28 protein-coding genes are annotated in these 24,443 nt (G+C 64.8%); 10 read left to right on the top strand and 18 right to left on the bottom strand.

The genetic code is table 11. The annotated features are described in order from the left end of the window. Window positions 1-27: 27 nt before the first annotated feature. The 5 genes from DKT77_RS01990 (at window position 28) to DKT77_RS01965 (ending at window position 5,297) form a co-directional block, all read left to right on the top strand. Window positions 28-1,824, top strand: a complete 1,797-nt coding sequence (locus DKT77_RS01990) for a sigma-54-dependent Fis family transcriptional regulator (protein ID WP_109810072.1) — start codon at window positions 28-30, stop codon at window positions 1,822-1,824. A 178-nt stretch (window positions 1,825-2,002) separates the two neighbouring features. Then, window positions 2,003-2,491 carry a peptidase associated/transthyretin-like domain-containing protein gene (locus tag DKT77_RS01985; protein WP_109810071.1) on the top strand — a complete coding sequence of 163 codons (489 nt, stop codon included), beginning with the start codon at window positions 2,003-2,005 and terminating at the stop codon, window positions 2,489-2,491. 3 nt (window positions 2,492-2,494) lie between these two features. Continuing rightward, window positions 2,495-3,100, top strand: a complete 606-nt coding sequence (locus tag DKT77_RS01980; protein WP_109810070.1) for a ferric reductase-like transmembrane domain-containing protein — start codon at window positions 2,495-2,497, stop codon at window positions 3,098-3,100. 873 nt (window positions 3,101-3,973) lie between these two features. After that, complete coding sequence (locus DKT77_RS01975; RefSeq protein ID WP_238547626.1) at window positions 3,974-4,135, top strand: hypothetical protein; 162 nt, start codon at window positions 3,974-3,976, stop codon at window positions 4,133-4,135. 304 nt (window positions 4,136-4,439) lie between these two features. Further along, window positions 4,440-5,297 (top strand): hypothetical protein, encoded by an 858-nt coding sequence (locus DKT77_RS01965; protein WP_146204937.1) that lies wholly within the window; start codon window positions 4,440-4,442, stop codon window positions 5,295-5,297. A gap of 200 nt (window positions 5,298-5,497) precedes the next feature. On the opposite strand, the gene DKT77_RS01960 is transcribed toward DKT77_RS01965, so the two are convergent. Together DKT77_RS01960 and DKT77_RS01955 are read right to left on the bottom strand one after the other, a co-directional pair. After that, window positions 5,498-6,175 (bottom strand): response regulator transcription factor, encoded by a 678-nt coding sequence (locus tag DKT77_RS01960; protein ID WP_109810067.1) that lies wholly within the window; start codon window positions 6,173-6,175, stop codon window positions 5,498-5,500. Window positions 6,176-6,184: 9 nt separating this feature from the next. Further along, the gene (locus DKT77_RS01955) at window positions 6,185-7,804 is read right to left on the bottom strand and encodes a sensor histidine kinase (RefSeq protein ID WP_109810066.1); all 1,620 of its coding nucleotides are present in this window, start codon (window positions 7,802-7,804) and stop codon (window positions 6,185-6,187) included. A 132-nt stretch (window positions 7,805-7,936) separates the two neighbouring features. Here DKT77_RS01955 and DKT77_RS01950 point away from each other — a divergent pair, with 132 nt between their 5' ends. Continuing rightward, entirely contained in the window at window positions 7,937-8,149 is a 213-nt protein-coding gene (locus DKT77_RS01950; protein ID WP_109810065.1) for a hypothetical protein, read from the top strand. Between the two features lie 15 nt (window positions 8,150-8,164). Here the strand turns inward: DKT77_RS01950 and DKT77_RS01945 are convergent, their stop codons facing one another. The 9 genes from DKT77_RS01945 to DKT77_RS01905 all read right to left on the bottom strand — a co-directional run bounded on the left by DKT77_RS01945 (window position 8,165) and on the right by DKT77_RS01905 (window position 15,130). Then, complete coding sequence (locus DKT77_RS01945; protein WP_109810064.1) at window positions 8,165-8,956, bottom strand: ABC transporter permease; 792 nt, start codon at window positions 8,954-8,956, stop codon at window positions 8,165-8,167. Next, window positions 8,953-9,672 carry an ABC transporter ATP-binding protein gene (locus DKT77_RS01940; RefSeq protein ID WP_109810063.1) on the bottom strand — a complete coding sequence of 240 codons (720 nt, stop codon included), beginning with the start codon at window positions 9,670-9,672 and terminating at the stop codon, window positions 8,953-8,955. The genes DKT77_RS01945 and DKT77_RS01940 overlap by 4 nt, the downstream gene beginning before the upstream one ends. Window positions 9,673-9,760: 88 nt before the next feature. Further along, window positions 9,761-10,357 carry an ABC transporter ATP-binding protein gene (locus tag DKT77_RS01935; protein WP_109810062.1) on the bottom strand — a complete coding sequence of 199 codons (597 nt, stop codon included), beginning with the start codon at window positions 10,355-10,357 and terminating at the stop codon, window positions 9,761-9,763. Beyond that, a complete protein-coding gene (locus DKT77_RS01930; protein WP_238547625.1) occupies window positions 10,354-11,121 on the bottom strand; it encodes an ABC transporter permease in 768 nt (255 codons plus the stop codon). Before DKT77_RS01930 ends, DKT77_RS01935 begins: the two co-directional genes overlap by 4 nt. A gap of 13 nt (window positions 11,122-11,134) precedes the next feature. After that, window positions 11,135-12,112 carry an ABC transporter substrate-binding protein gene (locus DKT77_RS01925; RefSeq protein ID WP_109810061.1) on the bottom strand — a complete coding sequence of 326 codons (978 nt, stop codon included), beginning with the start codon at window positions 12,110-12,112 and terminating at the stop codon, window positions 11,135-11,137. 114 nt (window positions 12,113-12,226) lie between these two features. Beyond that, a complete protein-coding gene (locus DKT77_RS01920; RefSeq protein ID WP_109810060.1) occupies window positions 12,227-12,478 on the bottom strand; it encodes a PepSY domain-containing protein in 252 nt (83 codons plus the stop codon). Window positions 12,479-12,498: 20 nt separating this feature from the next. Further along, window positions 12,499-12,939 carry a cupredoxin domain-containing protein gene (locus DKT77_RS01915; RefSeq protein WP_109810059.1) on the bottom strand — a complete coding sequence of 147 codons (441 nt, stop codon included), beginning with the start codon at window positions 12,937-12,939 and terminating at the stop codon, window positions 12,499-12,501. A gap of 21 nt (window positions 12,940-12,960) precedes the next feature. Beyond that, complete coding sequence (locus DKT77_RS01910; RefSeq protein ID WP_238547624.1) at window positions 12,961-13,965, bottom strand: YVTN family beta-propeller repeat protein; 1,005 nt, start codon at window positions 13,963-13,965, stop codon at window positions 12,961-12,963. Window positions 13,966-13,975: 10 nt separating this feature from the next. Then, window positions 13,976-15,130 (bottom strand): ABC transporter substrate-binding protein, encoded by a 1,155-nt coding sequence (locus DKT77_RS01905; RefSeq protein ID WP_109810122.1) that lies wholly within the window; start codon window positions 15,128-15,130, stop codon window positions 13,976-13,978. A gap of 185 nt (window positions 15,131-15,315) precedes the next feature. Here DKT77_RS01905 and DKT77_RS01900 point away from each other — a divergent pair, with 185 nt between their 5' ends. The 4 genes from DKT77_RS01900 to DKT77_RS01885 are packed head-to-tail and all read left to right on the top strand — an operon-like array spanning window position 15,316 to window position 18,095. Further along, window positions 15,316-15,816 carry a DUF3280 domain-containing protein gene (locus tag DKT77_RS01900; RefSeq protein WP_109810058.1) on the top strand — a complete coding sequence of 167 codons (501 nt, stop codon included), beginning with the start codon at window positions 15,316-15,318 and terminating at the stop codon, window positions 15,814-15,816. Further along, entirely contained in the window at window positions 15,813-16,358 is a 546-nt protein-coding gene (locus tag DKT77_RS01895; RefSeq protein ID WP_109810057.1) for an SRPBCC family protein, read from the top strand. Before DKT77_RS01900 ends, DKT77_RS01895 begins: the two co-directional genes overlap by 4 nt. Next, entirely contained in the window at window positions 16,321-17,280 is a 960-nt protein-coding gene (locus DKT77_RS01890; RefSeq protein ID WP_109810056.1) for a YncE family protein, read from the top strand. The genes DKT77_RS01895 and DKT77_RS01890 overlap by 38 nt, the downstream gene beginning before the upstream one ends. Continuing rightward, window positions 17,277-18,095, top strand: a complete 819-nt coding sequence (locus tag DKT77_RS01885; RefSeq protein ID WP_109810055.1) for a quinoprotein dehydrogenase-associated SoxYZ-like carrier — start codon at window positions 17,277-17,279, stop codon at window positions 18,093-18,095. Before DKT77_RS01890 ends, DKT77_RS01885 begins: the two co-directional genes overlap by 4 nt. A gap of 8 nt (window positions 18,096-18,103) precedes the next feature. Here the strand turns inward: DKT77_RS01885 and DKT77_RS01880 are convergent, their stop codons facing one another. The 7 genes from DKT77_RS01880 to DKT77_RS01850 form a co-directional block, all read right to left on the bottom strand. Further along, complete coding sequence (locus DKT77_RS01880) at window positions 18,104-18,661, bottom strand: PQQ-dependent catabolism-associated CXXCW motif protein (RefSeq protein ID WP_109810054.1); 558 nt, start codon at window positions 18,659-18,661, stop codon at window positions 18,104-18,106. Continuing rightward, on the bottom strand, window positions 18,658-19,443 hold the full coding sequence (locus DKT77_RS01875) for a substrate-binding domain-containing protein (protein WP_238547629.1): 786 nt from the start codon (window positions 19,441-19,443) through the stop codon (window positions 18,658-18,660). The genes DKT77_RS01880 and DKT77_RS01875 overlap by 4 nt, the downstream gene beginning before the upstream one ends. Before the next feature lie 61 nt (window positions 19,444-19,504). Continuing rightward, on the bottom strand, window positions 19,505-20,041 hold the full coding sequence (locus DKT77_RS01870) for a c-type cytochrome, methanol metabolism-related (protein WP_420798283.1): 537 nt from the start codon (window positions 20,039-20,041) through the stop codon (window positions 19,505-19,507). A gap of 85 nt (window positions 20,042-20,126) precedes the next feature. Further along, window positions 20,127-21,929, bottom strand: coding sequence for a methanol/ethanol family PQQ-dependent dehydrogenase (locus tag DKT77_RS01865; RefSeq protein ID WP_109810051.1), 1,803 nt, complete (start codon window positions 21,927-21,929; stop codon window positions 20,127-20,129). Between the two features lie 151 nt (window positions 21,930-22,080). Continuing rightward, on the bottom strand, window positions 22,081-22,467 hold the full coding sequence (locus DKT77_RS01860; RefSeq protein ID WP_109810050.1) for a c-type cytochrome: 387 nt from the start codon (window positions 22,465-22,467) through the stop codon (window positions 22,081-22,083). 26 nt (window positions 22,468-22,493) lie between these two features. Next, complete coding sequence (fghA, locus tag DKT77_RS01855; protein ID WP_109810049.1) at window positions 22,494-23,318, bottom strand: S-formylglutathione hydrolase; 825 nt, start codon at window positions 23,316-23,318, stop codon at window positions 22,494-22,496. Window positions 23,319-23,325: 7 nt separating this feature from the next. Beyond that, window positions 23,326-24,438 (bottom strand): S-(hydroxymethyl)glutathione dehydrogenase/class III alcohol dehydrogenase, encoded by a 1,113-nt coding sequence (locus tag DKT77_RS01850; protein WP_109810121.1) that lies wholly within the window; start codon window positions 24,436-24,438, stop codon window positions 23,326-23,328. Window positions 24,439-24,443: the final 5 nt, after the last annotated feature.

The raw sequence follows: 24,443 nt of genomic DNA, 5'->3' as shown, positions 1-24,443 counted from the left end.
GTCCCGCACGCGGAAGGGAGGGTCCGCATGAGCGACAGGGAGCATCTGCGCGAGATCGACCAGGTCCTGAACGGCCGCGCCAGCGGACGTGATGCCGTCGTGGCGCAATCGTGGCGGCGCTGCGTGGAACAGTACGGGCTGGATCCGGCCAAGCCGTCGCCCGCGCATATCGTCGAAGCGAGCCGCCTGCGCGAGCATCGCGAACAGTCCGAACGACTGATCGCCATTGCCCGCAGCGGGCTCCAGGCGCTGTTCCGCCAGATCGCCGGGCAGAACTATGTGCTGTTGTTGGCCGACGCCAAAGGCGTCACCGTGGACTTCTTCGGCGATCCCCGCTTCGAGGACGAGTTGCGCCGGGCCGGGCTCTATCTCGGGTCGGACTGGTCCGAAGATCTTGCCGGAACCTGCGGCGTCGGCAGTTGCATCACCACGCGTGAGGCGGTCACGATCCATCAGACCGACCATTTCGACATGACGCACACACCGCTGTCCTGCACCGCCGCACCGATCTTCGACACGGTGGGTGAGTTGACTGCGGTGCTCGATATCTCGCTGCTGCGCTCGCCCCAGCCGAAGATCAGCCAGACGCTTGCCCTGAATCTTGTCAAGACCAGCGCGCGGCGGGTGGAAATGGCCAACCTGATGGCGATGCATCGCGGCGAATGGGTGCTTCGGTTCTCGTCCAGCCCCGAACTTCTGGACGTGGACCCGGATGCGGCCGTTGCGCTGGACGGGTCGGGCCGGATCATAGGCATGACACGCGGCGCGGGCGAAGCGCTGTCGCGGCAGGGCGGCCCGGTGCTCGGCGCCCCGATCGAACAGTTCTTCGAACTGGGCATCGACAACCTGCCCGACCTCATGCGAGGCGTGCCCACCGAGGACCGGGTGATCGGCCTGCGCGACGGTCAGGCTGCGTTCGGCCATGCCATCGCCCCTCAGCGCCCGCGCAAGGCGCGCGCGCTGCCCGACAGCGGCCTGCCCGCCGCGCTGCGGTCGCTGGCGGGGAGCGATCCGGCGATGTCGGTGCTGCTGGACCGCGCGGCGCGGCTGGCTCCCACCCGCCTGCCCCTGCTGATCCGGGGCGAAACAGGTACCGGCAAGGACCGGCTGGCCCGCGCGATCCACGATTGCGATGTGCGGCCACGGCCATTCATGGCGGTCAACTGCATCGGCGCGCCCGGCTTCGACACCTTGCCCGAAGGCGGGACGCTGTTCCTGGACAATCTCCATGACCTTGATCCCGAGGGCCAGGCCCGGCTGCTGTGCCTGCTGGACCGCATTGCCGCCTGCCCGGCCCGCCAGCGACCCCGGATCATCGCCGCCGCAAGCGCCGACCCGGGCGTCGCGGTGCAGGCCGGGCGGTTCCGGCAGGACCTGTTCTTCCGCATCGCCACTGCCATACTGGACGTGCCGCCGCTGCGCCGCCGCACGGATTTCGACTGGTTGCTGGACCGAGTGCTGCGAATGGCGGCGCATCACCGCCCGGGCAGCTTCCGGCTGTCGCCCGCCGCGCGGGCTGAACTGAAAAGCCGCGACTGGCCGGGCAACCTTCGCGAGCTTGCCGGGGTGCTGGAAGCGGCGCTGGTGCAGGCCGAGGGTTCAGTGATCGACCTGCCTGACCTGCCCGCACCCGCGCTGGCCCCGGCAGCTTGCGGCCCGCAGCCCTGCGGGGCTGGCAAGGAGATCGCAGCGGGGGCGCCGCCCCCGCTGGCCGACGTGCTGGAGGCCTGCAACGGCAACATGTCACTGGCAGCCCGGCGGCTGGGAGTTAACCGGTCCACCGTACTGCGCCGGGCACGCCGCGCCGGCCTGCGCCCGGCCTGAACCCGATCTGGGCGTTGACTGGGCGCGGGTCCAGGCCAAGCCGCCGACCGCCAAGCCTTTTCGGAAACACGGTCACGAAGCCGTGCGCGCGCATCGCTCCTCAAGCGGGCGCATCTAGGTATATTGCGAAGTGCGGCGCGGCGCGTTGCCGCCCGCCGGATCAACAGGAGGGATCGACATGCTGACAGCCACGCCATCACGCCGCCTGCTGCTCGCAGCAGGCAGTGCCGCGCTTGCAACCGGTGCCGCGGGCCTCGTGGTTCCGGCCCGGGCAGCGGGGCTTCCCCCCACCCGGTCCATGCGGGGTGGTTCGAACAACTACCGCCCCGGCGCGCCAATCGTCTCGCGCATCGGCAGCGGTGGTTTCTTGATGACCGGCACCGTGCGGCGCGCGGGCGACGGCGCGCCCCTACCGGGACAACGCATCCAGATCTGGGCCCATACAACCGAAGGGCACGAACGCGACCCGCACAGCCACGGTGCGACACTGACTGACGCGAACGGCGTCTTCCGGATGGAGATGCCGCAGATCGTCCCGGCCTTCGGGCAAGCGCATGGACATCTCGCCTTCGACAGCGAGGGCTTCGAGACTGTTTTCCTGCGTCCGGTGATGTCGAGTCCGCGGGACACCCGCCTGAGTGCGGATTTCGTGTTGCAGCCCGTCTGAGTAATGGCGCGGACACGGGCGATCCTGATCTGGGCCATGCTGACGGCGGCCGTGGGCGTGCCGCTGGTCGTTGCCGCGCAAAGCCCTCTTCTCGCATGGCGACAGCCTGTCTACATCGCGGCAGGCCTGTCCGGGGTCGCGGCGCTGGCGCTGCTGTTGGTACAGCCGTTGCTGGCCGGTGGATACCTGCCGGGTCTTCCCCCGCGCCGGGGACGGCGCGTGCACCGTGCAGTCGGCGTGCTGTTGATCGGTGCTGTGGCGTTGCACATCGCCGGGCTATGGATCACCAGTCCGCCCGACATGATTGATGCGATGACGTTCGCAGCGCCAACCGCGTTTTCCCATCTTGGCGTTATCGCCATGTGGGCGCTGAGCACGGCGGGGCTTCTGGCACTGCTGCGCCCTCGCCTGTCCGCGCGCGCGTGGCGGGCCGGGCACAGCACGGCGGTGGGCATCGCGGTGGGTGCCAGCGCTGGCCATGCGCTGCTGATCGACGGCACGATGGGCCCGCTCAGCAAGGCCACGCTCTGCCTTCTGGCTGTTGCGGCGACGGGCCGGGTACTGATCGGGCTGCGGGTCTGGCGGCTGGTACAGCGGCGCACCCCCTGAACCAACCGCCTCGGTGTCAAAAGGCTTCTGGGATCGCGGGTAGCGCACGGCTGCAATTGGTTCCGGAAGGATCGTGCGCGTGCTGCACAAGTCAAAAATCATCATCAAGAATGTCGCGCGCAGCATGCCGGACCTTGTGCGCGGGGCGGCGCCCGGCCCCGCCGTTCGACTTTCGTGCTGGTGCCACGCTGGCGTTGCCGCGCTCGGAACCCGTTGACAACGACCGGGTCGCCGCCGGGCCGCTATCTGTCCGACCCTATCAAGACCGATCCCAACAAATATGCTCTCATGGAACATAATGCCATCTGTCGCTTCTCGCACCCGCGATCGCGCTTTCCGCGCTGGCTGAGGGTGCCAGCTGCCAAAACTGCCCGCCTTAATGGGCCGAATGCGCGTCGATGCTGGCCACCATTGACGACACGCCGGACACCTGTATGTCCCACGACACCCAAGAAACGGCCGGACGCTGAGCCAGCCTCTGGCCCAATGAGCAAGCCCTGTGGCGTATGTTGCATCTTACGGCGTGACTGCCCGGCATCAAGACCGGCAAACAAGGCGTCGCCGCAACATAAAATCCCGAGGGCATTGGGGACATCGCCCGCTTGCTGAAGAACCCGAAGGCCGCCGGTTCGCGATCCCTTACGGCTCGCTCGGCCACTTCGGGCGTGATAGCTCGTCGGTGCACCGGTGCCACAGTTCTTCGCCGACCTTGCACAGCCGGAATACTGCGGGATGGCCGGGTATCTTGATCAGTCCTAGAGCTTCGCGGGTTTTGCCGTTGCCGCCGCAAGGAACCTGGCCAATGACGGCGATCTCGGGAATTTCAATCCGGCCATCGACCACTGAAGCACGCTGGCCGAGAACGAGCTGATCGTGCCCATTGCGCCGCCCGGCATCCTTGCCGGGGCGCTGACGGTGGTGACGCTGTCAAACGGCGATTTCAACCTGATCTGGATGCCGCACACCCCGTATCTGAAGACACTGTTGGTCCCGCTTTGGCAAGACGAAGCTCCTGCGCATCGCGGCGGGGCTTGAACAACCCGACCCCGGCGCACGGAACAGGATTGGCATGGTGTTGCTGTCCTTCGGGCTGTTCCCGACCATGTCGGTGCGCGGCAACATTGCCGATGGGTTGAAGATGCAGCGCCACCGAAGGCAGGAATAGCGACCCGCATGGACGAGGTGCTGACGCCGTGCCGACAGAAACCGTTCGTCGCGCAGCCGGTCACATCGCTGTCCAGCGGTCAGCTGCTGCGCGTCACTCTGGCCTGCGCTGCGCGACCGACTCCGCGACGATCTGGCCCCGCCGCTGCGCCAGTTCGCCATTATAGCCATCTTCGTGACCCACGACCAAGCTGAGCCGCAGGCCATCGCCAACCGCGTGGCAGTCACGCAGGGCGGCAGCGTCGCCCTCATCGACACGCCGGGGACCCTGCCTCACAATCCCGAGACTGCCGTAATGGCACGCGCCGTGTGCCAAGCCATTCCTTTGCCGTGCCCGACACGTGTCGGCGACTGCGCCTGCCGAGGGGGGGAGCTCTACCGCTTTCCAAGGCGACGGACGGGCGCGGGCACGTATAACGGCACAGTCGCCAATGTGCCGGGGACGCTCGATCTAGACCTGTCCGGGGCAGTGCCGGTGATCTTGGGCTACGTGCTCGACGTGATCCTGCCACACGATCTGCCAACCGGCTATGCCGCGCTTTATCCCAGTGCAGGGTACCCGAACCCCGGCCCGACAGCGAGCCTGACGATGACCCCGTCCGGTGGGGTCGGCAACATGGCCACGGCCGTTCTGCTCAACATCTACCAACAGTTCCTGTTCGACACCCGCTTCGGCCCACAGCCGCCCAACATGGTGTATTACGACCCCAACGATGCGACGCTCTATCCGTTCCTCATGAACGTGCGGTTCCAGGTGGTGGACGGAGCCGGCCCGAACGGCACACCGGCCTATCAGGTGCGCCGTCTGCAGATGCTGTGCAATGAAACGCAGTTAGGTTTTCCCGTGAGGAATGGATATAACGGGTATTCCCAGAACTACGGATTCTGGAACGCGAACGGCAACAGCGGCCTGCCGAACAGCATCACGACGCTTGGCACAGTGCCGACCACTCCGGTCCCACTTCCCGCGGGCCTTCCGCTCGCGCTCAGCGGGCTTGCTGTGCTAGGGTTTCTGCGCCGCCGCGCGGCTTGATCACGGCTTGGCGCGGCCGCCCGATCCTTGCCGGATGGGCGCGCCGGTGCCAAGCCCGGCCCGACCGGAAAACCGGAGAGAGGCCGTGTGCGCCGGGCATGGCACCGATGCGGGAGGGGCGGACGCGCGGCCCGCCTGCACCGGGTATAAGCCGACCGGGGCGGGCATGAGAATTCTTATTTTATGAGAGTGGCGCGCCGTCAGATACGTACCGGCGGCAAGCCGTCAAGACAGAAGCCCCGATTGCGCAACGTCCGTATCTGGAAGCCAGCATCGCACCCCGCGAGCTTCTTGCGCAAGTAGCCGATGTACACGTCGACGACGTTCTCGGTACTCGATCCGTCCGCCGCCCAGAGGGCATCGAAGATCTCGCCTCTTGGCCGGGGCGTACCGGGACATTCGGCCAGCAGCGCCAGCAGGTCAAACTCCCTCTCGGTCAGAGAAACCGACTTGTCGCGCCCTTCAAGTCGCCGCGCCACGGCGCAAAGCCGGGCCGGGGCAGGTCGATGCGCGCGCGCGCGCTGTTCCTGCACCCGCAGCCGCGCGACCAGTTCATCGAACGAGAACGGCTTGACGACGTAATCATCGGCACCCGCTTCCAGCCCGGCGGTGCGATGCGCGACTTCCGATAGCGCCGACAGCATCAGCACGGGGATGACCAGCCCCGCCGCGCGCGCCGCGCGCACCATGTCGATCCCGCTGTCGTCGCCCAGCATCACGTCGACGATCGCCCCGTCAAAGGCCTCACTCCGCAGCAGGGCAAGCGCGCGGTCGGCCCGGTTCTCGGTCACGGCGGAATAGCCGTGCAGCGCCAGCCCCCGCGCCAGAGCCGAGGTGATGCCCGGATCGTCGTCCACGATGAGAAGCCGCGGTGTCATGGCGCGAGCTTATGCGTTTGGGACCGGAAGGCGAACCGAAACTTTCGTGCCGGGCGCTTGACCAAGCGCGGTGTCGCGCGGAACAGGGCTTTGCACGGCGATGGACCCTCCGTGTTCCTCCACAACCCACTTTGCCAGCGCGAGCCCGATACCGAACCCCTTGTCCTTGGCGCTGCCAGCCCGCGCGAACCGGTCGAAGATACGCGGCTGGACCGCCGCGGGAATGCCGGGCCCATTGTCGATCACCGCGACGCCAGTACCGTCCGGTAGCGGTGCCAGCCGGACCTGCCCGCCCGCACGTGCGTGGCGGACGGCATTGCGCACAAGCCCGGCCAGCACCTGCCTAAGCCAGTTCGGGTCGGCCCGCACCATCGTGCAACTCGGCACCGGATCACAGGTCAGATTCAGACCGGCCGTGGCGACCTCAGCGGCGACGTCCTCAACCACCTCGTCCAGAAGTGGGCCAAGCGCGAGCGGCACAGGGTCAAGCTCAAGCACGCCGCTGTCGGACCGCGACACGCGCAGCAGATCGTCGATCCGGCGGTTCAGCCGCGCCGCGCGCGCTTCGATCGTGGCGAAGGCCGCTTCGTGGTCGGGCATCCCCTTTCGGCCAAGTTGCGCCTCCATCAGGATGACGGTCAGCGGGGTGCGGAGTTCATGGCTCACATCGGCGAAGAAACGGCGCCGGTTCTCGTCGATGCGGGCCAGTTCGCTGTTTGCGGCGCGCAACTCGCGAGTCCGCGTGTCTATGGTCTGACTGAGTTGCGCCCGATCCTCGCGAAGGCGCGCCTCTCGCAGGGACAGCGCGCGGGCCATTCGGTTGGTTTCTGTATAAAGCTGCCCGATTTCGTCATCCTGGGTGTCCGGCAAGGACACCGAGAAATCTTCGTGACCGATCTGTCGTGCAGCGGCCCGCAGCCGGTCGAGACGCCCGAACTGGGGACGGATCAGACCGACATAGAATACCAGCGCCAGCACAAGCGATAGCAGCGCGATGGCCACGGCTGCGCGGCTCAGGCTACCACGCAGCTGGTCGATCTGCGCAAGGCTGCGATTGCGGAACAGCGCCTCGGAATTCACGGCGTGGTTCAGCAGCGGGTCGAAACTTGACGCGAAGGTGTTGATCTCTGCCCTGAGACGGTCGCGGTCGTCGGTGGGCGACGACAGGCCGGTGACCGCGCTGTTCAGCAGCGCCTCCATCCGCGCGAGACCCAGCGACTGGGTCGCGTGGCGCGACTGCGCGTCGAGCCCCAGCGACTCGGCCCGCGCCACCGCAATTTCGAGATCGGCCCGAAGCGCGAGGAAAGTGTCGCGCAAATCGTCCACCACAGGGGCCACACGATCCGCTCGCGCCAACGGGTCGAGCCCGCTTTGCACGGCTTCCGTGGCGATCACGAGGAAGGTGGAGACCTGTGTGGACAGCGTCGCATAGCGGGCCATGCGCGCCTCGGCCTGAAGCGCGGTATCGAGTCGGTCCGCAACGCGCGTCATGCCGAGATAGAGCGTCAGCGCGGTCAGCAGCGTGCCGGCAGCCAGAAGTGCGGCGCCGCCGGCGAGTCGCGCCCGCAATGACAGGCTGCGCCCTGCGCGGCGCCCAACCCAGTCACTCAGCGCATTTTTTATGTGCATATGCCCTCAAAATGCTCGATCTAATGGCAGTATTCACGACCTATTTGCTGCGTTGCAGCATGGTTTATCCGAAATTGACTCCTATGCCGTATGGTCATTTCATTCCCTCAAGCAGCCGATCGGACAAGTAAAATGATCGAACTTCTCTTTGTCACATGCCTTGCAACCGCAGCCGCCGACGACGGGCCATGCCGCGAACGCAGCCTCCTGTTTACCGACATCACGCCGATGACCTGCATGATGGGCGCACAGCCGGAACTTGCCAAATGGATCAACACGCATCCGGGTCAGACCATCAAGAGTTGGAAATGCCGGGTGGTGTCCTTCGCTGAACACGAGGCCTGAGCTCGGCCCGCGCCGTTACGACTTGCGCTTCATCAGTCCGCGCGACGGGTCATACCCCCAAAGCGCGGCAGCCCCGAAGACTAGTGTGGAACCGAGAACCCACAACAGCGCGACACCGTTGAACTGCAGGTAGAGCAGGAAACGGATCAGTTCCACCACGTAGGTGAAAGGGTTCAGCGCACAGATGTCGTGCAGCAGTTCCGAACTTTCCGCCATTTTCCACAGCGGGTAGAGCGCCGAGGACAGGAAGAACATCGGGAAGATGACGAAGTTCATCACCCCGGCGAAGTTCTCCAGCTGCTTGATGAAGCTCGACAGCACCAGTCCCAGCGCGCCCAGCATGATCCCACCGAGGAACACGCCAGGCACAGCCGCGACATAGCCCATAAGCGGCATGGTGATGTCGAACAGCGCGGCGATGGCAAGAAATGCATAGACCTGAAGCACCGAAATCGCGCTCGACCCCAGAAGACGACACAGCAACAGCCACCAGCGCGGGAACGGGCTGGTCAGCAGCAGCCGCATCGACCCCATCTCGCGGTCGTAGACAAGGCTGAGAGAGCTTTGCATCCCGTTGAACAGCAGGATCATCGCGCATAGGCCGGGAACGATGTAGGTCTCGTAGGTAATGTAGGTCTGGTAGGGCGGGATTATCGACACGCCAAGCGCAGCACGAAATCCCGCCGCGAAGATCAGCAGCCACACCAACGGGCGCACCAGCGCCGACAGGAAGCGTTCGCGCTGGTGCACGAAGCGCAGGAATTCGCGGCCGACGATGGCGCGCAGCACGTTCAGCCAAGCGCTCATGCGTTGCCCCCCGTCTTTTGCAGGAACCAGTCTGACAGGGACTGCTCACCACGGATGTCGCCGGTGCTGCCTTCGGCCAGGATGCCGCCCCGGTGCAGCACGAGAAGGTGATCGGTGTCGCGCACCTCGTCGGTCAGGTGGGTGGTCCAAAGCACGCACAGACCCTGTTCCGCCAGGTCGTGCACATGTGCAACGATCCCCGCTCGTGACGCAGCGTCCAGCCCGACAGTCGGCTCATCCAGCAACAAGACCTGTGGTTCGTGCAGCAGGGCGCGCGCAAGTTCGGTGCGGCGACGGTGCCCGCCGTTCAACGCCCTCACCTTCTCGTCAGCCCGTTCGGCCATATCGAGCCGACGCAACGCGGCCTCGATCCGGGCGGGCAGGCCATTTCGGGGTAGCCCGTGCAAAGCCGCGAAATAGGAAAGGTTCTGCCGGACGGTCAGATCGAGATCGAGCGTCGGCTGCTGGAACACCACACCGAGCCGCGCCAGCGCCCGGCCGGGCGTCCGCCGCAGGTCCTGCCCGGCGATACTGATCTCACCACCTGGCGAGACAAGCAGCCGCGTAAGCAGCGACACCAACGTCGACTTGCCCGCGCCGTTCGGCCCCAGCAGCGCGCAGAACCGTCCCCGTGGCAGATCGAACGATACGCCCTTCAGCGCATCCTTGCTGCCGTAGCTGAAGGCCAGGTCCCTGACCGAAAGTCCGTCCGTCATGCCGCACGCCTCGCTGTGCCCGCGCCCCGGCGGAAGGTCAGGATGGCGGGCCGCGCCGAGCGGCGCAAGGGGCTGCGTCCGGGCCCTGTCACGGCGCCACCAGCTCTGCCGGCGTGCCATGCAATTCGAGGATGCGGTCGGCCAGTCGCTCCGCTTCGGGGCGGGCATGGGTGACGAACAGTGTAGCGGGCCGCGCTTCGGCAATCAGAGCTTCGGTCAGCGCGAGCATCTGCGCCGTCAGGGCCGCATCCAGCGAAACGAAAGGCTCGTCCATCACCAGGACGGCCGGGTTTCCCGCGAAGGCGCGCGCCAGCGCAAGCCGCCGCTGCTGGCCCAGCGACAACTGCCCGGGAAACGCATCCCCGCGCCCTTCCAGCCCGACCTTGTCCAGCGCCGCGATGCCGGCCGATCGGCAAAGCGCGGGATGCGGAATGCACAGGTTGTCGAGCGCGCTGCGCCACGGCAGCAATGTGGGTTCCTGGAAAACGATCGCCAGCGGGTCGGCATGGCTGACGAAACCATCGAAATCGGCGTCGATCCCGGCAACGATCCGCAGCAGTGTGGACTTGCCGATCCCGGAGGGCCCCAGCAGCGCAACCGTCTCGCCCGCCGCGACATCGAAGCGGACCGGGCCAAGCACATGGCGGTCGCCGAACCGCTTGCCCGTGATCCGCACCTCGATCATGCGGTCCTCCAGCGCCGCACGCGGCGTTCCCAGGGTTGCAGCAGCAGCCATTCCACCGCGAGCATGACAGCTATGAAGGACAGCGCGTAGACCAGCACCATCGCCACGTCGAACAACTGGAAATACAAGTGGATCTGGAAGCCGACACCGTTTGAGCGCCCGAGGAACTCCACCACCAGCACGATCTTCCAGATGACGGCAACGCCCGACCGCGCTGCGCCGGCCACGAAGGGGGCAAGTTGCGGCAGCACCACGTGGCGCAGACGCGCAGCTGGCGACAGCCGATAGACATGAGCCATTGCGTCAAGGTCCGGCGAGAGCGCCCGCGCGCCTTCGCGGATCACCGTCGCCACATTGGGGATCTTGTTAAGCGTCACCGCCAGGATCGCGGCAGTCTCGTTCAGTCCGATCCAGAGGTAGCACAAAACGATCAGCACAAGAGCGGGCAGGTTCAGGAAGATCACGAGCCACGGGTCAAGCCAGCGGTTCAGCCGCTCGGACCGGCCCATCGCCAACCCGAGCGCCAGCCCGATGCCCATTGCCAGAGTGAACGCCCAGATCACGCGCATCAGCGTCGCGCCCAGGTGATAGGGCAGCGTGCCCGATGCAAGCTCGCGCGCGAACGGCGGGACAAGCTGCCAAGGTTGCGGCAACACCTGAGGATCCGCACTCAGCGCCGCCGCGACGACCCAAAGCCCCAGCAGCGAAAGCAGCGAAAGCGCCGTCACCTTGGCTGGAGCCATACCCGCCGCCGCCTGCGTCATCGGTGCCTCCGCTTCATTCCACGTCGGCGAACAGACCCGCCGGCACCGATGTCGCTTCGCCCACCAGGTCCGCCCCGCCAAGTGTGTTCATCAGTTCCAACATTCGGGTGGCACCGTCGATGTCGACGGGACCGCGGTTGGGCGTGCCGGCCAACCAGTCCGCCTTGAGTTGATCGAACTGAGCGTCCGAACCGGCATTCATCTGTGGGCGGATCGCATCCCAGGCGGCGGGGTCCGTTGCAAGAAGGTCCTTGGCATCGCGGCTGGCGGCGTACAGCGCCTGCGCGAGCCCGGGATGCGCGTCAAGGAAGCTTTCCTTCAGGTAGTAGCCCAGCAGCGGCGTGTCCGTATCGAGGCCAAGCGCCATGCCCGCATCTTCAACCGAGATCACCTCGGTCATGCCCGCGGCTTTCATTTTCGCCAGAAAGTGCCAGAAGTTGATCGCCCCATCCAGATCGCCGCCAAGGGCCGTCTTGAAGATCAGCGGCGGCGCACCGAAGACCTGTTCGGTTTCGGCCTGCAGGTCCATTCCGTATTCCTGTTGCGCATAGGCGCGCAGGATCAGCCACGACTTGTCCAGAGGTCCGCCCGCTATACCGATCTTTCCTCCGGCCAGATCTTTCAGGCTTTTTGCGCCGCTGTCCGCGGGCGCAACCAGCCCGCCCACGGCGCGGCTATAAGGCACGAAGACGTAGTCTTTGCCTGCCGCGCGCTGCCGGGCGACCCAGATCCAGTCCGCGACGGCCATGTCAGCCTCGCCTCCTTCTACCGCGACCCGTGTCGCGCCGTTGTCGGCATAGGGCACGACCTCGAGCCGGAACCCATGTCCCGTATCAAATCCGTTCTCGGCAATGGTGGACAATTCCCAGTTGACCGTGCCGATCTTGAGGACCGCCGCACGGATCACCGGCAGGTCCTGTGCCGCGGCAGGCAACACGAGGAACAGTGCCAGCAGGGCGGCTGCGGCAGGGCGGGCGATGACGTCGAACATGGTGGTCTCCCGTTCAAATGTCGTTGCGGGCAAGCGCATCGGCGCCGCCCGCGACTAGGGATCTGCGCAGGGGTTCTCCCGCGCGGCAGTCCCCATGCAGAGCTAAGTATAGAGCTATTCGGCCCGGCGGCCGGTTTCGTTCAGGTCGGCATCGAGGGTAATGTCGAACTGGTTGCCGCCCTCGCAAATCACGTCGTCCAGTTCGTATCCGCCGTCATCCTCGAGTTCGATGTCATCGGGAGCCATCTGGCAATTCATGTCTGTCAGCATAGACATGATCTGGTCGACGGTTTCCTGCGCGATGTCCTGCGCCATGGCGGGTGCCGCGATCAAGAGCGCCGCGCACGCGGTTGCAAGTCGTTTCATCTGGTCTTCCCTTTTAGATGTCACTGGATTGAAATCTTGATCTGCTGCGTTTCGCCGGTCGAGCCGGGAATCCGAAGAACGTGCGTGCCCGGCTTGATCGCAATGAACGAAAGCTCGGCCGTTCCCGCGTCGTCGAATTCCAGCGAGTCGATAGCCATCGGTCGAATTTCGATCTTGTTGATGACGATCTCGTTCATCCAGATGGCCCGAAAAAACTCCGGTCCGACAAGCGCGAGTTCGGCGGAGCCGTCCGCGGTGATGTTCATCTTGTAGTAGGCGCCTGATTGCAGCGTCACGTCTTCGCCCAGAGGCTTGCCGGATGCCAGCGTTACCTCGATCGGATCGCCGCGGTTGCATGCCGCGAGAAGCCCCGCGAAGCCCAGGTCGTCGCAAAGCGGTGCGGCAATGGCCGGAACGGCAAGACCGCATGTCAGCGCCACGGCAAGAAACGGTGATTTCATGTCTTCTCTCCTTATGAGGTCTTAGCTGTCCGGTGTAACGACCACGCCCCAGGGCTGCTGGCCGACCTGCACCGACTTGATGGCGCGTTCACTGGCCACGTCGATGATGGTGATGTCGTTGGAATTGCCGTTGGTCGTCAGCAGGTATTCCTCGCCGGGTGTGAAGGCGAGTTGCCAGACCCGCTGCCCGACGATGATGTAGTCGAGCACCTCCAGCGTTTCGCCGTCCACTACCGCAACGCGGTTGGCCGGTCCGAGTGCCACAAACACGCGGCTGCCGTCTTCGGTCACCTTCACGCCCACCGGCTGAAGCCATTCCGGAAGGACGCCCGGCACTTCGAAACCGATCTTCTTGATCAACGTCGGGGTGCCATCCTCGGCGATGTCCATGACCGACACCGTCCCCCCGATCTCAGACGACACGAAGAGCCGGGTTCCGTCAGCTGTGTACTGTGCGTAGCGCGGGCGCTGATCGACCAGCACGTTGTGCTTGATCTTGTAGTCCTCGGTCGAGATGAAGTGCGCCATGTTGGTGGTTTCGGACGTGTTGACCACCCACTTGGCGTCGGGGCTCATGCCCATCCCCTCGGGTTCAACGCCGACCGGAACCTCGGCAAGGATCGTGCGGGTTTCGGTGTCGGTCACGGTGACGAGGTTGTCGTCCTCGTTCGCGATGTAAAGCCGCTTGCCCGATGGTTCGATGATGAACAACTCAGGGTCGGGTCCGGAGGGCAGGCTTTCAAGCTCTTCATAGGTGGTAGTATCGAACACGCGCACGAGGTTGTCGTCGGACGCACAGACATAAAGCTTTGTTCCGTCTGGGCTTATCGTGATGCCGCGCGGACGGTTGCCGCCGAAGAACTCGTCCAGCACCTCCCACGTTTCCGTATCGAGAACGGTGATCGTGTTGCCCCGCTCATTGGATACGAAGGCCTTGCCGGCAAGGGCAGGAGCCGCAGCCACGAAAGGTGTCAGGACACCGACTACAAGACCGGCCAGCAAGGAAGAGAACGTGTGTTGCGTCATGGCTAGTTCCTCAGTTGAAAGCGGTGCATTCGGTTTCGGGGCGGTCCAGCCCCAGCGTGTCGAGCGGCGAGAACTGGTGCAGGAAGCCGTCCTGCGGGCTGACACTGACCGTTATCGACCCGTCATACAGCAGCACGGGCTGGCGCAGCTGACCGTTCCAGTCGCGGAAGGTCACCTTTTGGCCCTTAAAGGCGGCCAGTTCGAATGCGTCGGACAGCGCGTAGGCGCGCAGCTCCTCGGGATCGACCGTGTTTGCACGGGTCACCCCTTCGCCGATCACCCGCAGGGCCAGCCAGGTATTGTAGTCCTCCGGGCGGGCATAGCGGCCGGTCAGTTCTTCGAACCGGGTCTGGAACTGGGTCGCGCCCCAGGCCTCGTGCGCAGCGTGAAAAGATGTCGGTTCAAGCCCGGCCGACCCCATGACGGGGCGCGGCGTCCAAAGATGATAGGTCAGATAACGGCCGAAATAGTCAGTCCCGTCCGCTGCGATCACGACGTCATGTTCCCGCGCGCCCTGCATGAAGGTCGGCAATTGCCGCTGCACCAAGACATGGCCGGAGTCCGTGCGGCGCGAGCCACCAGTATCCACGAACACCCGTTCTTCGACGATGCGCGCGCCGAATTTGCGCGCCGCGCGGCGATAGGCGTCAGCCAGCGCGGTGTCTTCCACGTTGGACCCGGACACGAGGAACCAGCGATCCCATTTTTTCCAGATCGCGAACTGTGCCACTGCGTCCGCCAGCATGTAGCTGGACGGCGCGACATGAAGCAGGTTCGCCCGGCACGCGTCGCTGCGCAGCGCCACGTCGGGCGACTGTGCGTTGATCACCAGTGCCCCTTGCCGCGCCGCCAGATCCGAAAGGCTTGCCAACTCGGCACTGCGGGCAAGGACGACGAACAGCCTGATCCCCTCGTCCAGCAAAGACCGCATCGCCGCCTCGGCTCCGTCAGGGTCGGTGGCAACGGTCCGCGTCTCGTAGGTGTGACCAAGAAACGAACCGGTGGTCGCGTTGTCACTGTCGCCCACCGACGCGCCCGCGAAGCCCAGATCTTCCGGTATCAAATCGTACCGCGAAATCGGTAGCAGGGTCTGGTAGTCCACGCGCAGCACCGCCGCCCGAACGTCGAGCGCGACCGCTCCACCCGCCCACACGGCACCGATCATCGCCGCCAGAAGCGCAGCCAATATCTGTTTCAAGTTGTCCTCCCACGACCGCGCTTTGTTGGCGGTTTTATCGCGCTAACCCTCGGAAATCCGGGGGCTGTGGCAACCGATACTTTTGGGCCGGTTGCTCGAAAGACGTTACTGGCTCCACACTTGGGTTCGACTCTTATTTTCTAAGAGATGCCATGTCCTTTGTTCCGATCCTGATCATCGCAGCGCTGGTCGCCACGGTCGCTCCCGCCCGTGCCGGAGACCGAGTGGCATTTTTTGGGATAACGTTTCTCGATCAGTCGCTGCAGACCGCGACGCTGGGCCGGGACCCGGCGGAGACGGCACGGATCCGGATGATCGAAATGATGGTGGCCGAGCGGTTCGCGGCGGAGGGGTTCGAACTGGTCAATCTTGAACCGGTTCAGGCCGATCTGGAGCGCACCGTTAATCCGGCGAAATGCTATGGCTGTGATGCCCGCATGGCCAAGGCTCTCGGGGCCGACTACGCGCTTGTCGGGGAAGTGCAGAAAGTATCGAACCTGATCCTGACGATGAACCTGCAACTTCGGGATGCCGAAAACGGAGAAACGGTGAAGGGCCGGGTCGTTGATATCCGGTCGAACACCGACGAAGCCTGGTCGCGCGGGATACGCTACATCCTGAAGTCGGCCTTTTTCACGGAGGAGAAAAAATGAAAAGACGTGTCTTTCTGCAGACAGGTATCATGGCCGCGCTGGTGCCGACGCTGGCCCTGGCCCACGGACCAACCCGCCAGAAGGTGACGCTGACCACGAAGCTGGCAGCTGCGCCCGCCGATGTCTGGGCCGTTGTCGGCGATTTCCAGGACATGTCGTGGCATCCGGCAATTGCGGCCACGACCGGCACCGGCGGAAACGAGATCGACGCGACGCGCGTTCTGTCACTGGGCGCCCCGGACGGGCCGACCATCGCCGAAGTGCTCTACAAATACAGCGCCGAGAAGATGAGCTATTCCTACAGGATCACGGATGTCGACGTGGCGGTCCTTCCGGTCACCAATTATTCCTCGCACCTGACGGTGACGCCGCTTGATGGCGGCGGGTCGCTGGTGGAATGGCGCGGCGCGTTCTACCGCGGCTATCCGAACAATGATCCACCCGAACATCTGAACGACGAAGCCGCGATAGCCGCGGTGACGGGCGTGTACCAGGCCGGGCTCGATGCGTTGGTCGAGCGGTTCGGTGCGGCGGGTAGCTGACGCGGCACTCGCGCTGGTTCTGCTGGCTGTGCCTGCCGAGGCGGAAATCGCCCATGTGACCTGCCAGAACGGAGATGCGCTGTCGGTGATCGACCTGACTGCGGCTGCGGAAACCGACCGCTGGGCCGTGCCGGGCCAGCCCGCCGGTGTGGCCGCCGGGCCGGAAACGGTGTTCACCGTGTCCGCGGGAAGTAAGGCGGTGCGGCGCTGGTCGCGGCAAGGAACGCTACTTGCGCAAACCGTGCTGTCCGACGGCGGCCCTATCGGGGTTGCACATGACGCTGCGCGCGGTCGGCTGTTCGTGTCGGACTGGTACAATGCCCGGATCTGGGTCCTGGACGATATTGCCCTGGCGACGCAGGCCGAGCTTGCGACCGGTGCCGCGCCTGCCGGGCTGGCGCTGTCAGGGGACGGGCGCTGGCTTGCCTCCGCCGACCGGGACGCGGACCGAGTGACGATCTTCGACGCCGCGACGCTGGCCCTGCACCGGACTGTCACAGTTGGCACGCGACCGTTCGGGTTGCGCTTCGACCCCGGCGGCCGTCTGTTTGTCGGCAATGTGGGCAGCAACGATGTCAGCGTTATCGACCCGACGGCGGGCCGAGTGACCGCCACCGTCCCGGTGGGCGAACGGCCCTACGGCATCGCCTTCGCCGCTGGACGCGCCTTCGTGAGCAACCAGTACGCCGACACGGTCAGCGTGATCGACCTTGCCACGCTGGACCCGAACGGGCTGATAGAGGTGGGCGAGTACCCCGAAGGCATCGACGCCACGGCGGACGGTCGGTACGTCGCCGTGGCGAACTGGTTCGGCAACACCCTGTCGGTGATCGACGCAACGTCACTTGGCGTGGTAGAAGAGATTGCGACATGCGACGGCCCCCGCGCCTTCGGTGCCTTTCTCGTGGGAGGAGAAAAATGAGAATTTCAGCCCTTGCCGCGGCGCTGCTGTGCAGCGTCACCGCCCTGCCCGCTGTTGCCGGTGACGCCTGGGACAGCGTGCGCGCGCAGCTTTTCGGCGACCGCCCGCTTCTGGACGGCAGCGACCTGATCGCGTTGGACGCCCCATACCGAACCGCCGACGACGCGCGCACACAGATCGCGGCGATGGTCCACGCCCCAAAGGGGCAGTGGCTTGGCAAGGTTACGCTTGTGCTGGATGAAAACCCAATGCCGGTCTCGGCGGTGTTCGCGCTTGATGCGCCGCAGCAGGGTTTCTTCTTCGACGTGACCATGCGGGTGAACGGCCCGACCGGACTCCACGTGATCGCCGAGACGACGGATGGCCGCCTCTGGGTGACGGAGGGCTTCGTGAAGACCTCGGGCCAAGGCGCCTGTGCGGCACCGCCGGGCAGCGACCCGGACGCCGCGCTCGCCACGCTGGGCGATATGGTGCTGGAGGTCGGTCGGCTTGGCGCCCAGCCCGGCACTGCGGGCGGGCTGGAAGCCGCGCTGACCGGTCGGCTTTCCAAGCTAGACGTGGACATTTCGCACCCGTCCCATTCAGGGATGCAGATGGACCAGATCTCGCTGCTGTATATCCCGATGCGGTATGTCGAAACGGTCGAAATCGACCTCGATGGCGGAGGCTATGTCGATGTGACCGGGTCCATTTCACTTTCGGAGAACCCGCGCATCGGGCTGTCCGTACCGCGCGCAGCCCGTTCCGTCGATGTCACCATGACGGATACACGCGGCACCCGCACCAAGCAGCACAAGGAGCTGGCCGGGTTCTGACGCCCCGCTCAGGGCGTGCCGGGTTGCGGTTCCTGCGGCAGGATCTGCTCCAGCGGGTAGTCCCAGAGCTGCCAGCCATCAGTACCCTCGGGCAGCCAATGGACGGCGGAATAGCCCCACTCGATGGCGCGTTTGGCGGCGTTCCAGCTCATCCAGCAGTCTTCGAGACAGAACAGCACCACCGGCTGCGCAGGATCACCGTCGGTCGCCAGTTCCAGCCCGCGCCGAAAATAATCAGCGGTCACGTCCGCGATCCGTCCATACCCGACATTGGGCAGCCAGATTGCACCGGGAATTGATAAGCGCGGCTTGTCGCGCCAGATCGTGCCTTCGGGCAGATTGGCGGGACGAGGTGCCTGCGGCAACACGTCTATGAACCCTGCTGCGCCATCCGCCCAGAGTGCGTGCGCCTCTTCCGGGCCGATCACGGTTCCGCCCCGCAGGGTCATCGGCACGGGCGCGCGGTAATGATCCATGCGGTAGTCACTTGGTTCGACCGGACGCTCTTCGGCCACCCCGCCCGCTGGCAGCCCCGCAAGCACGAGGACCGCCAGCGCCCGGATCATTGGGAAAGGTCCATCACGGCATCGCCCAGATCGGTGACCAACGGCACTCCGGCGTCATGGAGCAAGGCATTGATCTCATCCTGGTTGCGGCGAATCAGCGAATTGAGCTGGCGTTGCCAGACCTTCTCGCCCTGCCGCACACCCATAGTGATACGGTAATGCAGCTTCGGCGGCAGCGTTTCCTTGACCAGCGGGATGACCTTCAGGTTCGGATGGTCCCGCTTGACCAGCGGACCGCCCAACGGCCCCCACAAGATGGCAGCGTCGATCTCACCGGCTTCGAGGTCGGCCAGCATGTTCGGCGCGGGGCTTTCATGGCGCCTGTCGACGAACAGGTTGTATCCCTTGGCCTTCCCGATCAAACCGTTGCGCGCCATGTGGGTCGCGGGAGGACTGCCAGCGATCACCCCGATTCTGAGCGGGTTCAGCCGCGGATCAGACAGGGTTTCCACGTCGGCCAGCGGGCCGTCCGCCGGTACGATCAGCGCATACACTGACGTGAGGTAGTGATTGGTGTTCAACACCAGTTCGTGACCCTGGGCATAGGCCATGATCACGTCGCAGCGCTTGGCCATCAAGGTCTGGCGAACGAATCCTGTCGCCATCGGAAACCAAGTGTACTCCACCGGCAGATCAAGCTTGCCTGCAATAAGTTCGGCCAGTTCGTTCTCGTAACCGCTGCCGTCTTCGCTGGACATCGGATCATTCGCCGGATCGGCGCAGACGCGCAGCGCGCTGGTCGACACAAGGTCGGAAGTCTGCGCGCCACCCGGCGCCGTCATCAGGCCCAGGGCAAAGGCCGCAAGCGCACCTGCGGCACCGCCCCGCACCCGGGCGGCGTGATCAGCCCATGCAGGCATCTTCGTCCTCGCGGATCACGTCGGACTTGGCTTCTTTCTTGGCCGGGCGGCCGCGCGGAACCGCATCCATCCCACGGGCCTTCAGATAGACATAGATATCATCAAGGTAGCACATCACGTTCGGGTTGTCGCCAAAATGGGGCATCACCGAATTGCCGTTCTGGCGGCCGTTCACGACCACGTCGTAGAAGTCGTAATAGCCCATGTGCACGGCAGAGTTCTTGATCTTGGGCGCGTAGGACGACCCTTCGCCATCGGGCCCGTGGCAGACATGGCATTCCGAATGGTAGCGCCGGAAACCGGAGAAGGTAAGCCAGTCCACCGTGCCGTCCTCGGCCACGTTGTAGGTCAGCAGATCTTCTTCGTTGTAGTACCGCCCGCCATCTTCATAGGCTACGGTGACATCATCGGCATGCTCTGCGGGATTAACCGGCTGATCGTCCCAGTTGCTGGCGGTGACAGCGGCGGGAAGCAGCGCGGTCGCGGCCGCTGCGGCGAGAAGTCGGGATGCGGTGCGCATCATCTAGGATCACCTTTTGGGCTGTGTCTGGAAAAATGGGGCCGGCGCGGATCACGCCGCACCGGCCCCAGCTTGCACGTTGTCGTCAGTCCGGAAGGGCGAACACGGTCAGTTGGCCGCCGAGGGCGGTGTAGTCACTGAGCGCGGCATAGCCACCCACGGCGCCAAGGCCATCGTTCGGGTTGGTCAGACCGGCCGCAAGACCGATCCCTGCCCAGCCGCCGATGCCCGAGAGGATGCCGACATACTGCTTGCCGTCGGATTCGTAGGTCATCACGTTGCCGATGACGCCCGACGGTGTCTTGAAGCGATAAAGCTCATCGCCGGTTGCAGCGTCCACAGCCTTAAGGTGACCTTCGAGCGTGCCGTAGAACACCACGTCACCCGCAGTAGCCAGAGCACCGGACCAGACCGAGAACTGCTCGGGGATGGACCACTTGATCTCGCCGCTGATGTTATCCCAGGCGATGAAGTTGCCCATGCCGCCGTGGCTGTCCGGTGCCGGATACATCGCGAGCGTTGCGCCAACGTAGGGCTGACCGGCGGTGTAGGACACGCGGAACGGTTCATAGTCCATGCACACGTGGTTGGTTGGGACGTACATCAGCTCCGTCTTGGGCGAATAGGCCGCCGGCTGCTGGTCCTTGGTGCCAAGCGCCGCCGGGCAGATGCCGGTGGAGTTGACGTCCTCGCCGTTCTGCTCGGTCGAGTACTGGGCCACCACGGCGGGACGGCCGTAGGTTTCCGAGTTCGGATCCATGTCGACACCCGTGGTCCAGTTCACCACCGGGTCGTACTTTTCCGCCACCAGGAGTTCGCCGGAAACGCGATCCATTGTGTAGGCAAGGCCGTTGCGGTCGAAGTGGGTCAGCAGCTTGCGCTGCTCGCCGTCGATCTCCTGTTCCGTCAGGATCATCTCGTTGACGCCGTCATAGTCCCATTCGTCATGGGGCGTCATCTGGTAGACCCACTTGGCGACGCCAGTGTCGATGTCACGGGCCATGATCGTCATGGACCAGCGGTTGTCACCGGGGCGCTGCGCGGGGTTCCAGGTCGAAGGGTTGCCTGTGCCGTAGTAGAACAGGTTCTCGTCCATGTCAGCCGAATACCAGCCCCAGGTGGTGCCGCCGCCGATCATCCACTGGTCGCCTTCCCAGGTGTTGGTGCCCGAGTTCTCGCCGACCGGCGTTCCAAGATGGGTAGTGTTCTCGGGGTCCATCAGGATGTCGGAATCCGGTCCCATGGAATAGGCACGCCATTCCTGCTCACCGGTTTCCATGTTGTACGCGGTAACATGGCCCCGCACACCGAATTCACCGCCCGAGATGCCGACGATGACCTTGTCCTTGATCGGCAGGACCGTCGCGGTGTTCGTCTCGCCGATCGACGGATCGCCATTCTGGGCTTCCCACACGACCGCGCCGCTTTCGGCGTCAAGCGCGACGACCTTCGTGTCAGCCTGGTGCAGGAAGATCTTACCGTTGGCATAGGCCACACCGCGGTTCACGGTATCGCAGCACATCACTGGGATCACGTCCGGATCCTGCTTCGGCTCGTACTTCCAGATGATCTTGCCCTCGTTCTTCAGGTCGAGCGCATAGACGATATTCGGGAAGGGCGTATGGACGTACATCACGTCGCCGATCACGAGCGGCGAGCCTTCGTGCCCGCGCAAAACGCCGGTCGAGAAGGTCCACGCCACCTGCAGATCGCCAACGTTGTCCTTGTTGATCTGGTCGAGCTCGGAGTACCGCTGGTTCTTGTAGTCGCCGGTCTGGATCGCCCACTGCGTCGGGTCATCCATCAGCGAGATCAGATCGTCGTTCGCCATCGCCATTCCGGCGCAGCAAATGGCGATCCCCGATGTCAACATCGTCAGTCTTTTCATGTCGTTCCTCCCAAGATGTGCGGGTCATACCGCACGGTTGCCAAGACAGGGCCGACAGGGCCGCCCCTTGCCATTGATCGCCGCGCCACCAAGGTCTCTCCTCCCTCGCGCGCGGTAGAAGCCCATGTCGCAGGCCTTTTCGGGTCCGAAGTCAGGAACCCGCGAAGGTCGCGAGATAGGCAATAACGTCTGCCCGCTCGTCCTCCTTGCGCAGACCGGCGAAGGACATCTTCGTTCCTTTCGCGTAGTCGCGTGGTTTTGTAAGGAAAGCACCGAGCTCCTCTGGAGTCCACGTCTTTCCCGCGCTTCCCATCTCGGCCAGCACATCGGAGTAGTCGAACCCCTCGCCCGAGGCGATGGTCCGGCCAACAATACCGTTCAGTGCCGGGCCGACCTTGTTTTCAGCGCCCTCGCCCACGGCATGGCAGGCCTGGCACTTGCGGAACACCTTTTCACCGGCGGCCGCATCTCCATCCTGCGCAAGCGCGGCGCAGGGGACGATGGCGGCCAGGACAGCGGCTGTAAGATATCTGATCATGGTGGTCTTTTTCCTTACGTAGCAGTTCAGATCAGGCGTTCCGCATGCCAGGCGACATGGTCGCCGGCGAACGAGTTCACGAAGAAATACGAATGATCGTATCCCTCCTGCATCCGGAACACCCCGGGCTGACGACGGCGCGCCATCGCCTCGGACAGAGTTTCGGGCTTGAGCAGATCGAGAAACTGGTCCGACGCGCCCTGATCCACCAGCACATCGCCTTTCCAGCCCTTCTCGCCCATCAGCAGGACGGAGTCGTGGATGCCCCAGGCCGCTTCGTCATCACCCAGATACGCGCTGAGCTGCTTGCGGCCCCAGTCGCTTTGCGTCGGGTTGGCGATCGGAGCGAAGGCCGACAACGAGTCGTAAAGATCCGGGTTCTGCATGGCGATGGTCAGCGCACCATGCCCGCCCATGGAATGGCCGGTTATGCCGTGCCGGTCCTCGACGTCGAAGGCGTCCAGCACCAACGCCCGTAATTCAGATACGACATAATCGTACATCCGGTAATGCGGCCGCCACGGGGTGCGTGTCGCGTTCACATAGAAACCTGCGCCCTGTCCCAGATCATAGGCCTCGTCGTTGGCCACACCCTCTCCGCGGGGCGAGGTGTCGGGGAACACGACGGCAAGGCCGTGCAGCGCGGCGTGCTCCTGAAGACCCGCCTTGGTCATGGCGTTCTCGTGGGTGCAGGTCAGCCCCGACAGGTACCAAAGGACGGGTACCGGCATCTGCCTGGCCTGCGGCGGCATGTAGACCGCGAAAGTCATCTCGCAGCCGCAAGCTTCAGAGGCATGAGAATAAACCCCCTGGACCCCCCCGAAACTGCGGTTTTCCGATATGGTTTGCATCGCGTCCTCAGAATTCGACGACGGCGCGGATGGATTTGCCTTCGTGCATCAGGTCGAACCCGTGGTTGATCTCGTCGAGGGTCAGCTTGTGGGTGATCATCGGGTCGATCTCGATCTTGCCGTCCATGTACCAGTCCACGATCCTCGGCACGTCGGTGCGCCCGCGCGCCCCGCCGAAGGCCGTGCCCTTCCACACACGCCCCGTCACCAGCTGGAACGGCCGCGTCGCGATCTCGGCACCCGCAGGCGCCACCCCGATGATGATGCTCTCGCCCCAGCCCTTGTGCGCGCATTCCAGCGCCGTGCGCATCACGCCCACATTGCCCGTCGCGTCGAACGTGTAGTCCGCCCCGCCCCCGGTCAGCGCCACAAGATGCGCCACCAGGTCGCCGTCGACCTTCGACGGGTTCACGAAATCGGTCATCCCGAAGCGCCGCGCCATCTCGGCCTTGTCGTCGTTCAGGTCCACGCCCACGATCTGGTCCGCGCCCGCAAGCCGCAGCCCCTGGATCACGTTCAGACCGATCCCGCCAAGCCCGAACACCACGCCCCGGCAGCCGATCTCGGCCTTGGCGGTGTTGATCACCGCGCCGATCCCCGTCGTCACGCCGCAGCCGATGTAGCACACCTTGTCGAACGGCGCGTCCGGGCGGATCTTCGCCAGCGCGATCTCAGGCACGACCGTGTGGTTGGCGAAGGTCGAGCAGCCCATGTAGTGGTGGATCGGCGTGCCGTCGAGCATCGAGAACCGCGTCGTGCCATCCGGCAGAAGACCCTGGCCCTGCGTCGCGCGCACCTTCTGGCACAGGTTCGTCTTCGGGTTCAGGCAGTACTCGCATTCGCGGCACTCCGGCGTGTAGAGCGGGATCACGTGGTCCCCCACCGCAAGGCTCGTCACGCCGGGGCCGACCTCCACGACAACGCCCGCGCCCTCGTGACCCAGGATCGCCGGAAAGATCCCCTCGGGGTCCGCGCCCGAACGCGTGAACTCGTCCGTGTGGCAAAGACCCGTGGCCTTCACCTCCACAAGAACCTCCCCGGCCCGCGGGCCGTCAAGCTCCACGTCCATGATTTCAAGCGGCTTGCCTGCCTCAACGGCAACAGCGGCGCGTGTTCGCATGTCTG

Source organism: Meridianimarinicoccus roseus (assembly GCF_003172915.1).
Classification (GTDB): Bacteria; Pseudomonadota; Alphaproteobacteria; order Rhodobacterales; family Rhodobacteraceae; genus Meridianimarinicoccus; species Meridianimarinicoccus roseus.
This window is presented reverse-complemented; position numbering and strand designations above follow the sequence as displayed.